General features: G+C 67.3%; 15 protein-coding genes. 11 read left to right on the plus strand and 4 right to left on the minus strand.

What is annotated here, in order from left to right:
• Positions 1-225: 225 nt before the first annotated feature.
• The gene (locus AB4Z10_RS07815) at positions 226-978 is read right to left on the minus strand and encodes a bestrophin-like domain (protein WP_441469818.1); all 753 of its coding nucleotides are present in this window, start codon (positions 976-978) and stop codon (positions 226-228) included.
• A 210-nt stretch (positions 979-1188) separates the two neighbouring features.
• On the opposite strand from AB4Z10_RS07815, the gene AB4Z10_RS07820 reads away from it, so the two are divergent.
• Entirely contained in the window at positions 1189-1377 is a 189-nt protein-coding gene (locus AB4Z10_RS07820) for a hypothetical protein (protein ID WP_441469819.1), read from the plus strand.
• Here the strand turns inward: AB4Z10_RS07820 and AB4Z10_RS07825 are convergent.
• Positions 1374-2162 carry an SDR family NAD(P)-dependent oxidoreductase gene (locus tag AB4Z10_RS07825; protein ID WP_441469820.1) on the minus strand — a complete coding sequence of 263 codons (789 nt, stop codon included), beginning with the start codon at positions 2160-2162 and terminating at the stop codon, positions 1374-1376. The two genes, AB4Z10_RS07820 and AB4Z10_RS07825, sit on opposite strands and share 4 nt — an antisense overlap.
• Positions 2163-2369: 207 nt before the next feature.
• Here AB4Z10_RS07825 and rplS point away from each other — a divergent pair, with 207 nt between their 5' ends.
• The 4 genes from rplS (at position 2370) to AB4Z10_RS07845 (ending at position 6070) form a co-directional block, all read left to right on the plus strand.
• Positions 2370-2765 (plus strand): 50S ribosomal protein L19, encoded by a 396-nt coding sequence (rplS, locus tag AB4Z10_RS07830; RefSeq protein WP_441469821.1) that lies wholly within the window; start codon positions 2370-2372, stop codon positions 2763-2765.
• Between the two features lie 178 nt (positions 2766-2943).
• Positions 2944-3393: a MarR family winged helix-turn-helix transcriptional regulator gene (locus tag AB4Z10_RS07835; protein WP_441469822.1), complete on the plus strand. Its 450-nt coding sequence runs from the start codon at positions 2944-2946 to the stop codon at positions 3391-3393.
• Positions 3390-5015 carry an efflux MFS transporter permease gene (locus tag AB4Z10_RS07840; protein ID WP_441469823.1) on the plus strand — a complete coding sequence of 542 codons (1626 nt, stop codon included), beginning with the start codon at positions 3390-3392 and terminating at the stop codon, positions 5013-5015. The genes AB4Z10_RS07835 and AB4Z10_RS07840 overlap by 4 nt, the downstream gene beginning before the upstream one ends.
• A gap of 14 nt (positions 5016-5029) precedes the next feature.
• Entirely contained in the window at positions 5030-6070 is a 1041-nt protein-coding gene (locus AB4Z10_RS07845) for an HlyD family secretion protein (RefSeq protein ID WP_441469824.1), read from the plus strand.
• 11 nt (positions 6071-6081) lie between these two features.
• Here AB4Z10_RS07845 and AB4Z10_RS07850 read toward each other — a convergent pair whose 3' ends face one another.
• Complete coding sequence (locus AB4Z10_RS07850; RefSeq protein WP_441469825.1) at positions 6082-7296, minus strand: aminotransferase class V-fold PLP-dependent enzyme; 1215 nt, start codon at positions 7294-7296, stop codon at positions 6082-6084.
• 100 nt (positions 7297-7396) lie between these two features.
• On the opposite strand from AB4Z10_RS07850, the gene kynA reads away from it, so the two are divergent.
• The 6 genes from kynA (at position 7397) to leuD (ending at position 11386) form a co-directional block, all read left to right on the plus strand.
• Positions 7397-8245 (plus strand): tryptophan 2,3-dioxygenase, encoded by an 849-nt coding sequence (kynA, locus tag AB4Z10_RS07855; RefSeq protein ID WP_441469826.1) that lies wholly within the window; start codon positions 7397-7399, stop codon positions 8243-8245.
• Between the two features lie 118 nt (positions 8246-8363).
• Complete coding sequence (locus AB4Z10_RS07860; protein ID WP_156134498.1) at positions 8364-8516, plus strand: hypothetical protein; 153 nt, start codon at positions 8364-8366, stop codon at positions 8514-8516.
• A gap of 112 nt (positions 8517-8628) precedes the next feature.
• The gene (leuC, locus tag AB4Z10_RS07865) at positions 8629-10047 is read left to right on the plus strand and encodes a 3-isopropylmalate dehydratase large subunit (protein WP_441469827.1); all 1419 of its coding nucleotides are present in this window, start codon (positions 8629-8631) and stop codon (positions 10045-10047) included.
• A gap of 23 nt (positions 10048-10070) precedes the next feature.
• Entirely contained in the window at positions 10071-10316 is a 246-nt protein-coding gene (locus AB4Z10_RS07870) for a hypothetical protein (RefSeq protein WP_441469828.1), read from the plus strand.
• A 5-nt stretch (positions 10317-10321) separates the two neighbouring features.
• The gene (locus AB4Z10_RS07875) at positions 10322-10756 is read left to right on the plus strand and encodes a metallopeptidase family protein (protein ID WP_441470033.1); all 435 of its coding nucleotides are present in this window, start codon (positions 10322-10324) and stop codon (positions 10754-10756) included.
• 27 nt (positions 10757-10783) lie between these two features.
• Positions 10784-11386, plus strand: coding sequence for a 3-isopropylmalate dehydratase small subunit (gene leuD, locus AB4Z10_RS07880; RefSeq protein ID WP_441469829.1), 603 nt, complete (start codon positions 10784-10786; stop codon positions 11384-11386).
• Between the two features lie 125 nt (positions 11387-11511).
• Here leuD and AB4Z10_RS07885 read toward each other — a convergent pair whose 3' ends face one another.
• Positions 11512-12726 (minus strand): DUF1501 domain-containing protein, encoded by a 1215-nt coding sequence (locus AB4Z10_RS07885; RefSeq protein WP_441470034.1) that lies wholly within the window; start codon positions 12724-12726, stop codon positions 11512-11514.
• Between the last annotated feature and the right edge of the window lie 11 nt (positions 12727-12737).

Consider the following 12737-nt stretch of genomic DNA (forward strand, 5'->3'; position numbering starts at 1 on the left):
ACGAAAGGGCTCGCCCCTCATCGTCGCGGATGAAGGCCAGCGCGGCGGGAAGGAAAGCCCCAAGGCGCCGGTCGGGCGGCGGTCGCACCGGCCCGAGCTGGTCGGGCGGCCGTCGAAGAGGCATAGGAGGGGAGGTTCGCGCCGTTCCGCGGCCAGCGCAAGGGATTTATCCGGGGCGCTGCAGTGACGGCAAAGACCGCGGTCGGCCCCGGGCTCGACAGTCGATCAGGGCTTGGCAAGCCGCTCCATGGCCAGCCGCAGCGGCGCATCGGACACCCGGATATAGCCGAGATAGGGGTGGTCCATATCGATGATGAGCACCAGCGCCCCTGCCACGGATATCGCCGACACGAGGAGGAAGACGACCACCGTCGCGTTTCCCGGCGCAAGCAATCCAAAGGATGTGAAGAGCAGCGCCAGCCAGAAGACGATGAAGACGACGAAAACACCCGGAAATCCTCCCGCCTCGGTTTCCGGCCGCGACCATCGTGTCTCCGCGACTTGCCCGGTCAGCTGGAGGGCCCGTGACTGAAGCCAGCGCTGCCCATCCGTCGTCGGTACCAGGTCCCGCAGGCGATCCTGGATCGGCTCGACGTCCAGCCCGTCATTGAGCGAATCGCTGTTCAGCATGCCGTTGTCGATTTCGAGCTTGCGGTGCTCCACGAGCCGGCGGAGCGATTGGCGCATCTCTGCGGTCTCGGGGCCGTAATGCGCCAGGACCCTATCCAGCACCAGGATGCGCGCAGCAGTCGCCCTCAGCTCGGCCCCCGCATCGTCGAAGGAGCGCTTTGCCGATGCAATCAGAAGGCCCAGCGCCAGCGCCGAGAGTGTTCCGATGATCGCCGTGGCCAGCTTGATGGCATCTCTCGAGTCGGGCGTGAGATGGTGCTCGGGAAGCCGGCTCTTCACGAACATCCCGAACAAGGCCGCGCCGAAGATGACGATGAGCGCGAAAATGCCAATCGTGAACGATTCCATCGCGAACCAGCCCCCCACATCAGCCTTGTCTACGATTCCGGTGGCTCCGCAGACACTCTGGACGCCACCATTTGGCGGACGCGGCCGGGCCCTGACAATCCCCTCGGGTTCGGCCTCAATCCCCGCAACGTTGCCGCGCCCTGCTCAAGGCTCGCCGACCCGGCAAAGAACGCCGAAATGGTGACGGAAATGGCGGCCGTCGAGGACTGCATGACCGCGGTCATCGCCGGGTCCATGGCGATCGGGGTCGAATGGCCGGGCAGGCGTGCGGCCCAACCGATCCCCGGCGCACCCAGCACGGCAGGACGGACGGATTCAGGCTCTCCGCCAGCCCTGCTGGAGCCCGGTCAGGCCGTAGGGCACCAGCGCGAAGCCCGCGAGCGCAACTCGCGCGCCTAGAGGTTCCGCCTCTCCCCGCGCAGCGTCGCCAGCCCGATGCCTGCGGCTTCGAAGCCGCCATCGACCGCCAGCACCTGCCCGGAGATGTAGCTCGCGCGCTCCGAGCACAGGAAGAAGATCGACTCGGCCAATTCCTCCTCCAGCCCGTAGCGGCCAAGCGGAATCGCGTCGCGGTAGTCCGCGCGGATCTCGGGGCTGTGCACGGCCTTGGCCATCGCCGTCTCCACCGGCCCCGGCGCGACCGCGTTGACGCGGATACCGAGGCCCGCGAGCTCCGCCGCCTGCTGCTTGGTCAGATGTGCCAGCGCCGCCTTCGAGGTGCCGTAGGCAACGCGCAAAGTCGAGGCGCGCAGGCCCGAGATCGAGGTGATGTTGACGATAGCGCCGCCGCCATTGTCGGCCATCAGCGGCGCGGCGAGCTGTGTCGCCAGGAACGGGCCGGTGAGGTTGACCGCAAGCACCCGCTGCCACTCCTCATAGGTCGTCTCCAGCAGCGGTTTGAACACCGCCGTGCCGGCATTGTTGACGAGCGCGTCGAGCCGCCCGAAGCGCTTGGCGAGCCCGGCAAAGGCAGCCTCCAGCTGCGCCGGATCGGCGACGTCGCAGGTCAGCACCAGCGTCCGCGCCGGTTGCGCGATCTCGGCCGCGGCCCGCTCGAGCCCCGCCCCGTCGATGTCGAGCAGGCCGACCTGCCAGCCTTCGGCGAGAAAGCGCTTGGCGGTGGCAAGCCCGATGCCGCGCGCGGCACCCGTCACAAGGGCGATCTTGGTGGCTTGGTCGGTCATGGCCTGCGTCCGGTCGATGTGGCGTCTCGGTTCGGGCAAGGCTAAGCATGCCGCGCGGATCGCCAACAAGCGAATAGGCGCCGACGCGCTTTGCCGGCATTGCCGCTCGACAAATCCACCGCGCTCCTGTATGGCCGCGCTCTCAACTGAAAACAGCGCGCCGTAACGCCAGCGTGCCCGCACGCGAACACGGCCATGGAGAGACCCATGAACATCATCGAACAGCTCGATGCCGAGCAGATCACCAAGCTCAGCGACGGCAAGAACATCCCCCAGTTCCAGCCCGGTGACACCGTGCAGGTCAACGTCAAGGTCAAGGAAGGCGAGCGCACTCGCGTCCAGGCCTATGAGGGCGTCGTAATCGCCCGCAACGGCGGCGGCCTCAACCAGAGCTTCACCGTCCGCAAGATTTCCTATGGCGAGGGTGTCGAGCGCGTCTTCCCGCTCTTCTCGCCGAACCTCGACTCGATCAAGGTGGTCCGCAAGGGCAAGGTGCGCCGCGCCAAGCTCTATTACCTGCGCGATCGCCGCGGCAAGTCGGCCCGTATCGCCGAGCGCGTCGAGGCCAAGCCGGCCAAGGGCTCGAAGGCAGCCGGCAAGTAAGCCGCAGCCTCAGTGCAAAGAGATTGAAACGCGGTCCTTCGGGGCCGCGTTTTTTTATTGCCCAGGGCCATCTCGACCCATTCCAGAAACGCATATCGCGACGCAATATCCGCATTTGATATGCATCAATGTCGCATATAAGTAAGATAATCGTTAGCATGCTATTTATATCAGCGTCATGGACCTCGCCCCGCTTCAGGCCGCCTTCACTGCCGAGCTCGCTGCCGTCAACCGGAAGCTGAGGGCGCTCGTCGACGAGCGCGCCCGCGACATGGGTTTGACCCTCTCGCGCGCCCGGCTGCTGATGGAGGTCGCCAAGGAAGACGGCCCGATCCAGTCCGATCTCGCAGGCCTGCTCGACATCGAGCAGCCGACGCTGGTGCGTCTCCTCGACGGCCTCGAACGCAACGGCATGATCGAGCGCCGCGCCGTCGAAGGTGACCGCCGCGCCCGCCGCGTCTTCCTCACGGAGACCGCCCGCGCTCAGGCGCAGGACATCCTGAACTTCCTCGCCGAGCTGCGCGCCGGCATCCTGCAGGGGATCGCACCCGAGGAGCTGGAAGCGGCGCTCGGCGTCCTGCGCCGCACCTCGCGGAACATCGCCGCCGGACGGAGCGTGGCCCCATGAGCGCGCCCGAAACCACGACCGCCCCGGCCGCGCAACCGTTCGGCCTCACCATGCCGCCCGCCCGTGCGCTCGCCTATATGCTCGCCTCGGTAACACTGGCGATGACGCAGCAGGTCGGCCAGAACATCGTCAACACCAATGTCTACCAGATCCAGGGCGAGCTCGGTGCCACCCTCGCCGAGACCAACTGGCTGATCGCCGCCTACATGGCGCCGAACGTCTCGCTCTCGATCGCGCTGATCAAGATCCGGATGCAGTACGGACTGCGCAATTTCGCCGAGATCAGCCTGGCCGGCTTCGTCTTTGCGACGCTGCTTAACCTCCTCTTCGTCCGCGATCTGCAATCGGCCGTGGTGGTCCGCTTCATGAGCGGCATGGCGGCGGCGCCGATGTCCTCCCTCGCCTTCTTCTACATGATCGAGCCGCTGCCGCCCCCGAAGAAGCTTACTGTCGGGATCTCGCTGGCGCTCACCAACACCACGCTCGGCATCCCCGTGACTCGGCTCATCTCGCCCTGGCTGCTCGATATAGGCGGCTTCCACGGCCTGACCCTGTTCGAGATGGGGCTCGCCCTGCTCGCCTTCGGCTTCGTCTACGCATTGCCGCTGACCTCGCCGCCGCGGGTGAAGTGCATCGGCCCGCTCGATCTCGTCAGCTACCTGTTCATCGCCATCGGCTTCGGCTCGATCGCCGTCGTGCTCAGCCTCGGCCGGATCTACTGGTGGTTCGAGGCGCCCTGGCTCGGCTGGCTCCTCGCCTGCGCCATTCTCTGCCTGATGCTGGCCGCGATCATCGAGCTGCATCGCGACAGCCCGCTCATCGACATCCGCTGGCTGACGAGCCCGACGACTCTGCACTTCGCCGGCGCATTGCTGCTGCTGCGCGTGCTCCTGGCGGAACAGACGGTTGGCGCCTCCAATTTCTTCCAGGCCCTCGGCATCCAGAACGAGCAGACGCTGTCGCTCTATACGGTCATCTTCTGCGCGATCCTGGCGGGAGGGTTGACCTGCGCGCTGCTGCTGCGGCCGGGCCGCGAGAACTGGTTCTACGGTGTGGCGCTGGCCTGCGTCTCGCTGGGCGCCTGGCTCGACAGCGGCGCGACCAGCCTGACCCGGCCGCACGACATCTATCTGAGCCAGGCGCTCGTCGCCTACGGCTCGGGGCTTTACCTGCCGACGGCGATGGCGCAGGGCATGGGCAGCGCGATCGCGCGCGGCCCGGTCTATATCCTGAGCTTCATCACCGTCTTCCTGTTCACCCAGAGCATCGGCGGCTTGCTCGGCTCGGCCATCTTCGGCAGCTTCATCACGCTGCGCACCAGCTTCCACTACCATGTGCTCGCCGAGCATTTCGCGATGTCCGATCCGCTCGTCGCCCAACGCATCGGCCAGCTCGGCGGTAGTTACGGCCATGTCCTGACCGACACGGCCCTGACGCGCGCCGAGGGCGTGGCGCTGCTCGCCCAGCAGGCGACGCGGGAAGCGACCGTCCTCGCCTACAACGACGCCTTCCTGCTCATCTCGCTGCTCGCCGGCCTCGCACTGGCCGGACTCTTCCTCCATCTCGCCGTCCTGCGCCTCAAGGCGCTCTCCGCCACCGCCCCTGCTCCCGCAGCCGGCTGATCAATGCACCGACCATGACCCGCCTCTTCCGCTCCCTTTCGACCTACGTCGCCCTGGCCATCGGCCTCGCCGGCCTCGCCGTGATCCTGTTCGCCTGGCGGCTGCCGCCCTTCGCCAGCGCCATCGAGACCACCGAGAACGCCTATGTCCGCGGCCAGGTCACGGTGATCGCACCGCAGCTCGCCGGCTACGTCGCAGAGGTGCCGGTGCAAGATTTCGCCGCGGTGAAGCAGGGCGATCTGCTTCTGCGCATCGACGACCGCATCTATGCGCAGAAGCTGGAGCAGGCCCGGGCCTCGCTCGCTGCCCAGCGTGCGGCGCTCGCCAATTCGGATCAGGCCCGCGCCTCCGCCGAGGCCCGGCTGCGTGCCGCGGTGGCGAATGTCGCCAGCGCCGAGGCCGCACTGCGCACCGCCGAGGCGAACTGGGGCCGCATCGAGCCGCTGCGCGAGCGCGGCGTCGTCAGCCAGACCAGCACCGACCAGAGCCAGCAAGCGCTCGACCAGGCCCGCGCCTCCCTAGCCGCCAGCAATGCCGCTGCAGAAGTGGCGCGGCAGGATATTCAAACCGCCATCGTCAACCGCCAGTCGCTCGTCGCCGCGGTCGAGGGCGCCGAGGCCACCGTCCATCTCGCCGAGATCGATCTCAGCAACACCCGCATCACCGCCCCGCAGGACGGGCGCCTGGGCGAGGTCTCGGCCCGGCTCGGCCAATATGTCTCTGCCGGCACGCAGTTGATGACGCTGGTGCCCGCCCAGACCTGGGTGATCGCCAACTTCAAGGAAACCCAACTGCCCGGCATGCGTGTCGGCCAGCCTGTGACCTTCACGGTCGATGCGCTGCGCCATGCCACGCTCACCGGCAGGATCGAGCGCTTTTCTCCCGCGGCAGGCTCCGAGTTCAGCATCATCCGGGCGGACAACGCCACTGGCAACTTCATCAAGATCGCGCAACGCGTGCCGGTCCGCATCGCCATCGACCCGGGCCAGCCGCTGGCGGAAGAGCTGGCGCCCGGCATGTCGGTGGTCGTCAGCGTCGACACCTCGCGCCGCTAGGCGATCTGGCGTCAGGCCAGCGTCGCAAAGCGCTCCAGCAGAAGCTCCGCGTCGTCAGCGTTCTGATAGAGCCCGAAGCCCAGGCGCAACCTGTCGCCGCGCAGGTCAACGGTGACGCCCGCTTGTGCCAGTCGTTCGTACCAGAGCGGCGCGTCCGCATGGCGGAACGTGAGGAAATTGCCGCGTGCCGGTTCGGAGAGCGGCAGCATGAGGTTCTCCGGCGCGAGTACGCCACAAGGCCGGCGCGCCAGCCCCTCCGTGACGATACCTTGCAAGGCATGGGCGTGGCCGTGGATCGCCGCCGCGTCGAGGCCCTTCGCGCCGAGCCAGTCGAACACCGCCCCCATGCGGTAGAGGCCGGAGGGATCAAAGGTCGCGCCCATGAAGCGCCAGCCGGTCTCGGCATAGCCGACGCCGCCCTGCGGGCCGGAGAGCGCGCCGAACGAGGCGTACCAACCGGTGTCGCGCGGCCGCATGGCGAAGCCGGGCGGGCAGTGCATGAAGCAGGCGCCCTCGCCCGCCATGGCGTATTTGTAGCCGCCGGCGATGTAGAAGGCCTTGTCGGCGATGGCGGAGAGATCGGTCGGCCGCGCCAGGAAGCCGTGATAGCCGTCGATGACGACGAGACGACCCGGCGCGCCGACACCCGCAACGAGCCCCTCCAGATCGGTCAGCGCATAGCCGGAATTGAACTGCACCTGGCTGACGAAGACCATGTCGGGGTCGCCCGCCTTCGCCGCCGCGATCAGCCGCTCCGTCAGGTCTGCGAAGGGCTCGGCCGGCACGACGGTGAGCGTGACCAGCCCCTCCTCCGCCAGCCGCTCGATCTGCCGCCGGAAGGAATGGAATTCGGCGTCATCAGTCAGGATGCGCGGCGTGCGCTCGCGCGGCAGGCAGGACAGCAGCCGGTTGACGAATTCATGGGTGTTGTTGGCCGGCACGAGCCCATCGATGCCGGGCAGGTTGAGATGCCCAGCCACGCCTTGCGCCACCTTCCGCCAGACCGGGCCAAGCACCTCCTCCCACTTGCCATCGACCAGGCGGGCGGCATCGTCCCAGCAGCGCAGATGCGCCTCGCGCGTGACATCGGGCCAGAAATGATGGCTGTGAGCGGCGAAATGCAGTCGATCCGGCCAGTTCTGGCGGAAATGGGAGAAGTCGGCAGCCAGATCGAAGGGCGATCGGTCGAGCCGAGCGGGAACGGTCGTCGCTGGATCGATCGCCATCGTCACGTCCTGTCCGCCTTGTCCGCATGCCAAAATACTTTAAACTTAAAATATAGGCCGCCTTCGCCTCGTCAAGGCGCGCGGCGAGGAGGTCAGAACGATGGGCACCGGCACAGGCGAGCACCACAGCCGCATCGAACCCGGCATGCAGACGGACTTCAAGGAGCGCATGGATTACGGCTCCTATCTTGGCCTCGATCTGCTGCTCGCGGCACAGAAGCCGCTGAGCGACGCCCCGGACGAACTGCTCTTCATCACCATCCATCAGGTCCAGGAGCTCTGGCTGAAGCTGGCGGCGCACGAGCTCGACGGCGCCATCGCGGCGATCCGCGCCGACCAGCTCCAGCCCGCCTTCAAGTCGCTGGCGCGCGTCTCGCGCATCCAGGCCCAGCTCGTCACTGCCTGGGACGTGCTCTCGACGATGACGCCGGCCGACTACCTGGCCTTCCGCGACGCGCTCGGCCAATCCTCCGGCTTCCAGTCCTATCAGTATCGCGCGCTGGAATTCCGCCTCGGCGCCAAGGACCCGCGCATGCTGGCGATGCACCGGCACCATCCCGAGCATTACGCCCATCTGCAGGCGCTGCTGGACGCGCCGAGCGTCTATGACGAGGCGCTGCGCCTGCTCGCCCGGCGCGGGCTGCCGATCCCGGCCGACTGCATCGAGCGCGACTGGAGCGTGCCGCACGTGGCGAGCGAGATGGTGAAGGCGGCGTGGCTCACGATCTATCGGGACACGCAGCACCATTTCGATCTCTACGAGCTCGCCGAGGAACTGGTCGATCTCGAAGACCAGTTCCAGCAATGGCGCTTCCGCCACGTGAAGACTGTCGAACGCATCATCGGCTTCAAGCCGGGCACAGGCGGCTCCAGTGGCCTGAAGTTCCTGAAGACCGCGCTCGAACGCTCCTTTTTCCCGGAGCTCTGGCAGTTGCGCAGCGAGCTGTGACGCGCAGGCTGCTCACCGCCCACCCCTGCGCCGCGGCGATGACGCTCCTGCGACGGCGCCGATTGTCCGGCTTCATTGGAACTGCTACATAGTGGCCATGTCGCCGTGTGAGCATCAGTTGCAGCGCTTCAGCGCCGTGCAGGGAGAGGGCCATCTGCCGCCCCTGCCGACGACGCAGGATTTTGCCGCGCTGCACGACCATGCCCGCCTGCCGTGGCGCTTCTTCGGCCGCTTCACCGCCTCCATCGCCGCGGGCCTTACCGGCGCCTGAGACCGGCCGCTCTTGCGGCCGGCGACAGGCGACTGTTTTGAGCGCGTCGGAATGACCGGCGCAGCGATCCATCGATATTCCAGATCACAGTTCCCAAGACCGAGACCAAGCCATGACTGCGTCAACAGGCCCCCGCACCCTCTACGACAAGATCTTCGACGATCACGTCATCGATCGGCAGGACGACGGCACCTGCCTGCTCTACATCGACCGCCACCTCGTCCACGAGGTCACCAGCCCGCAGGCCTTCGAGGGCCTGCGCATGACCGGCCGCAAGGTCCGTTCGCCGGAGAAGACGCTCGCCGTCGTCGACCACAACATCCAGACGACCGACCGCTCCAAGGGCATCCAGGAAGAGGAAAGCCGCATCCAGGTCGAGGCGCTCGCGAAGAACGCCAGGGACTTCGGCGTCGAGTACTTCAACGAGCTCGACAAGCGTCAGGGCATCGTTCACATCGTCGGCCCCGAGCAGGGCTTCACCCTGCCGGGCACCACGATCGTCTGCGGCGACTCGCACACCTCGACGCACGGCGCCTTCGGGGCGCTCGCCCACGGCATCGGCACCTCCGAGGTCGAGCATGTGCTGGCTACGCAGACGCTGATCCAGAAGAAGGCGAAGAACATGCTCGTCCAGGTGGACGGCACGCCTGCTCCCGGGGTCGGCGCCAAGGACATCACGCTCGCCATCATCGGCGAGATCGGCACCGCCGGCGGCACCGGCTCGGTGATCGAGTACGCCGGCGAGGCCATCCGCGGCCTCTCCATGGAAGGCCGCATGACGGTCTGCAACATGTCGATCGAGGGCGGCGCCCGCGCCGGCATGGTCGCGCCCGACCAGAAGGCCTTCGACTACCTGCAGGGCCGCCCCAAGGCCCCGAAGGGCGAGGGCTGGGACGCCGCCGTCCGCTACTGGGAGACGCTGCGCTCCGACGAGGGCGCGCATTTCGACCGCATCGTGAAGCTGGACGCCGCCAACCTGCCGCCGATCGTTTCCTGGGGCACGAGCCCGGAGGACGTCATCTCGGTGCTCGGCGCGGTGCCCGATCCGGAGCTCATTGCAGACGAGGTCAAGCGCGCCTCGAAGAAGCGCGCGCTCGAGTATATGGGCCTCTCCGCCGGCACGAAGATGACGGAGATCCCGCTCGACGTGATCTGGATCGGCTCCTGCACCAACGGCCGCATCGAGGATCTGCGCACGGTCGCCAAGATCGTCGAAGGCAAGAAGATCCATGACAGCCTGGACTATGCCATGATCGTGCCGGGCTCCGGCCTGGTGAAGCAGCAGGCGGAGCTGGAAGGCCTCGACAAGATCTTCCTCGCCGCCGGTTTCGAATGGCGCGAGCCGGGCTGCTCGATGTGCCTCGGCATGAATCCGGACCAGCTCAAGCCGGGCCAGCGCGCGGCCTCGACCTCGAACCGCAACTTCGAGGGCCGCCAGGGCTATCGCGGCCGTACGCACCTCGTCTCGCCGGCGATGGCGGCGGCGGCGGCGCTGATCGGCCACTTCGTCGACGTGCGCACGCTGGGCTGAGCCACAGAGGCGGGGACCGCATCATGTCGAACGATCCCCGCGAAACCGCACGCGAAGCCGAGGCCAAGGCTGCGCTCGAGCGCGTCAAGCGCGACAGCGAAAGCCTGCTCGGCTCCTCGATGGGCCGGGCGGCACAGCACTTCTCGGGCGCGGACGCGCCCGAGGGCGACAGGGTCGAGCTCTGGGGCCGGCGCATCGGCCGGTCCCTCTCGCTGCTGGGCGTCATCGTGCTGGCCTGGTGGCTCGGCCATCAGCTGAAGATCTGGTGACGGATATGGACGCCGTGGTGAACAAGGGCACGGAAATCGACTGGGATGGGGCCAGGGCCCCGTCGCTGGAGGCGTTGGAGGTGCTGGCGCAGGCCGCCTTCGACCGCCTGCCGGAAGAGTTCCGTGCGCTCTGCGCCGACGTCGTCTTCAACGTAACCGAGTTTCCCGAGGACGACGTGCTGAAGGAGCTGGAGGCGGAAAGCCCCTTCGACCTGCTCGGCCTGTTCAGCGGCGTCGGCCTGCCCCAGCAGGGCTATTCGCCTCAGACCGGCCAGATGCCCAACACCATCCATCTCTACCGCAGGCCGATACTCGACTATTGGGCGGAAAATGACGAGAGCCTGGGCGCCATCGTCACCCACGTGATGGTCCACGAGATCGGCCACCATTTCGGCTTCTCCGACGAGGACATGGAAGCCATCGAACAGGCGGCCGGCTGAGCCGGCCTTCACGCAAGGACAAGAACCATGCAGCCCTTCACCACGCTGACCTCGACGCCCGCCCCGATGAAGGTGGTCAATGTCGATACCGACATGATCATCCCCAAGCAGTATCTGAAGACGATCAAGCGCACCGGCCTCGGCACCGCGCTGTTCTCCGAGATGCGCTACAAGGAGGACGGTTCGGAGAATCCCGATTTCGTGCTGAACCAGCCGGCCTATCGCAAGGCGGAGATCCTCGTCGCCGGCGACAATTTCGGCTGCGGCTCCTCGCGTGAGCATGCCCCTTGGGCGCTGCTCGACTTCGGCATCCGCTGCGTGATCTCCACGAGCTTCGCCGACATCTTCTACAACAACTGCTTCAAGAACGGCATCCTGCCGATCAAGGTCACGCCCGAGCAGCTCGACATGCTGTTCGACGATGCCGCCCGCGGCTCCAACGCGACGCTGACGATCGACCTCGAGAAGCAGACGATCAAGGGCCCGGACGGCGGCGAGATCACCTTCGAGATCGACCCTTTCCGCAAGCACTGCCTGCTCAACGGCCTGGACGACATCGGCCTGACCATGGAGAAGGCCTCGAAGATCGAGGCCTTCGAGGACAAACTGAAGCAACGCGCCTGGGCTTGAGGCCGGCGCTTCGGAGATCCACGTCATGGTCGGGCTTGTCCCGACCACCCACGTCTTGACGCCACCTTCGGGTTCAACGCACGAGACGTGGATGCTCGCCACAAGGGCGAGCATGACGCACWGCGCTAAACCACCAGCCCCTGCACGGGCTTTAAGTCCCCCGTTCCCGGAAACACCTTCTCGGCCAGAACCGGCCCGGACAAGCCGAAGAGATCCGCAACCACGCCCTTCGCGACCGCGCGGATGTCGGTCGTGGGCCTGAGGTCGCGGTTCTGGTAGAGCTGTTCGGGCTTGAGCCCCGGCCAGTCCGTGATCATCCGGCCGCCCTTCACCGCCCCGCCGACGAGGAAGGCGACCGTGCCGGTGCCGTGATCGGTGCCGACCGTTCCGTTGACGGCAGCCGTGCGGCCGAACTCGGTCGCGACCATCACCACCGTATCCTTCCAGACCGGCGCCAGCCCGCGCTCCAGCGCCGCGAAAGCCCCGTCGAGCCCGCCGAGCAGATTCGCCAGACGCCCCTTGGCGCCGCCCTCATTGGCATGAGTGTCCCATCCCTCGAAGGCGAGCGCGGCGATGCGCGGCCCGTCATCGGCACCGACGAGCCCGGCGACACCCTCGGCGATCCGGCGCATGCCGTCGGCCGTATCCGGCCCACCGCCGCCCTTCGGCTCAGCCATGCCGCTGCGCCTTGCTACACCCTCCGTCTCGATCGCCTGCTGCAAGGCTGCGGCGAGGCCAGGATCGCGCTGACCGTAGAGATCGGCCAGCCGCATCGTCAGATCGACGCCGGCCCGCGCCATGCGCGGCGGCGCCCAGCCCAGCACCGGCGCCTGTCCGCGCACCACCAGCGGCGGCACGACGCCGACGCCGAGGACGCCCTTGCGCGAGATGCCCTCCCCGGCCGGCAGGCTCGCGATCAGCCGGTTGAGCCAGCCGTTCTCRGTGTGGCCCGGCCCCGGCTGCCCGCTCTCCAGCACATCCTGCCCATCGAAATGCGAGCGCTCGCGATAGCCCGTCGCGGCGGCGTGGACGATCGCCGCCCGCCCCTCCCGATAGAGCCGGGCGAGATTCGGCATTGCCGGATGCAGGTAGAAGAAGCCGTCGAGTGGCAGCGCCGCCTCGGGGCCGTCCTTGGCGAGCGCGATGCCCTCGCGCAGGCCGGCATAGTCGGGATCGCCGAGCGGCGGAACAGCCGAAAGCCCATCGAGCGCTCCGCGCAGCACCACCAGCAGGAAGCGCGGGTCGCGGCTGCCCGGCGCCGCATAGGCAAATTTGGGCACGAAGGACCAGGCGAAGAGAGCGCCCGCCGCGCCGAGCGCGGCGCGCCGCGACGGTGTCATCCGTTCGCAGT

Source organism: Allobosea sp. RAF48 (genome assembly GCF_052114025.1).
Lineage (GTDB): Bacteria > Pseudomonadota > Alphaproteobacteria > Rhizobiales > Beijerinckiaceae > Allobosea.